Consider the following 1,609-nt stretch of genomic DNA (forward strand, 5'->3'; position numbering starts at 1 on the left):
GCTCCACGTCGTGCACCGTCGCGTCGAGGCCGGCGCGGCCGCGGGCGATCAGCGTGAGGTTCTCTTCGCGGGCGGCGAACGCCACCGCGCAGGCGCGTCCGATGCCGCCGCTGGCCCCGGTGACCACCACGGTCCGGGCAGTGGGTTCGTTAAGTGTCATACGGTGCGGGTTTCCCCGAGGGACGGTGGCAAACGGGGCCGATCGGGCCTGCAGCAGGCGCTGTTCGCCGGCGACACCCCCTGGGACGTCCAGGCCGCGACCCAGGCCAAGGTTCCCTGTATCGCGGTGCTCTCCGGCGGCTTCGGCGAGCGGGCGCTGCGCGCAGCCGGCGCCTCGAGGTTCGACGGTGGCCGAGCTTCCCGCCGGGTTGGACGGCAGTGCGCTCGCCGACCCGGCCCACTACGCGTCCGGCCCCGGATGGCCGCAGCAGCGTGGACGACGCGCCCGGCGCAGGCACGGCACCGTCGAGTTCTACGGCCTGCGGCAGGCCGAGACCGACCGCCGCCAGGCCAAGCGGCGCTTCACCGAGGCGGCTCGCCGCGCCCGGCACGGGACTCCGTATGCCGGGCGCAGGCGCCGGCATCGTCACCGAGGTCCTGCTCGCCGCGGGTGCCGCGCCGGTTCGCGCCGTCGACCGTCGGGCGCGATGTGCGTCGCTCTGCTGACGCGCCTGGCCGGTCTGGGCGCCGATCGGTGTGCCCGCCTCACACCGCTGACCCGGGGCACGCATCCGCGACGTCGCCCGTCCGCGCAGCGCGATGAACACCTCGCCGCCGTCACTCGGCTCGATGTGGAACATCGCCGTCCCCCGCAGGCCCGCGCAGCCCGGCCGCCAGTATCTCGCAGGACACGACCACTCACACCCTGCCGCTGTGCCGTGCGCGGCAGGGCCGATCGGGTGAGGCCACAGCGGGCTCGGCAGGCGCCGTGCGCCAGGCCGGGATATCTCTGGGCTGGGCGGGATGGACCCGACCCGGCAGGACGAGAGGCGGATGTGCGATGGGGCACGGCCGGAACGTGATCGACGAGCTGATGACCGACCACCGCGAGGTCGAGGAGATGTTCGCCCGTATCCAGGCGATGACCGCAGGCGGCCAGCAGCTGCGTGACATGGTGGACGAGGTCACCATCGAGCTGGTGCGGCACTCGGTCGCCGAGGAGCAGTACCTGTACCCGGCGGTGCGCGAGTACATCCAGGGCGGTGACCGGCTTGCTGACAAGGAGATCGCCGACCACGGCCGGGTCGAGAAGATCCTCAAGCAGCTGGAGAAGACGGACATCGACGACGCGCAGCTGAGCCCGCTTCTGCAGCGGCTCATGGACGAGGTCGCCGCCCACGTCCAGGACGAGGAGAACAAGCTCTTCCCCATGCTGCGCCAGGCCTGCACCCCGCAGCAGCTGGACGACCTCGGCGACAAGATCCGTCGCGCCAAGTCCATGGCCCCCACCCGCCCGCACCCCTCCGCGCCCAGCACTACGACGGCCAGCAAGCTCCTCGCCCCGGGCGTCGGCCTGGTCGACCGGGCTCGCGACTTCGTCACCGGCCGCGGCAAGTCCTGAACCTCCTCGCCGAGCGGTACCAGGCAGGACCGCGGTCCTGCCTGGTAC

1 protein-coding gene is annotated in these 1,609 nt (G+C 72.7%); it reads left to right on the forward strand.

Annotation, left to right across the window (positions count from 1 at the left end; genetic code table 11):
• The first annotated feature begins 1,000 nt into the window (after positions 1 to 1,000).
• On the forward strand, positions 1,001 to 1,561 hold the full coding sequence (locus ACFQ87_RS46235; protein ID WP_380617048.1) for a hemerythrin domain-containing protein: 561 nt from the start codon (positions 1,001 to 1,003) through the stop codon (positions 1,559 to 1,561).
• Positions 1,562 to 1,609 lie beyond the last annotated feature (48 nt).

It is taken from the genome of Kitasatospora sp. NPDC056531 (assembly GCF_042794375.1).
Taxonomy (GTDB): domain Bacteria; phylum Actinomycetota; class Actinomycetes; order Streptomycetales; family Streptomycetaceae; genus Kitasatospora.

Excerpts from the sequence above, each read along its gene's own strand:
- ACFQ87_RS46235 (WP_380617048.1), top strand. The coding sequence starts at position 1,001 with ATGGGGCACGGCCGGAACGTGATCGACGAGCTGATGACCGACCACCGC.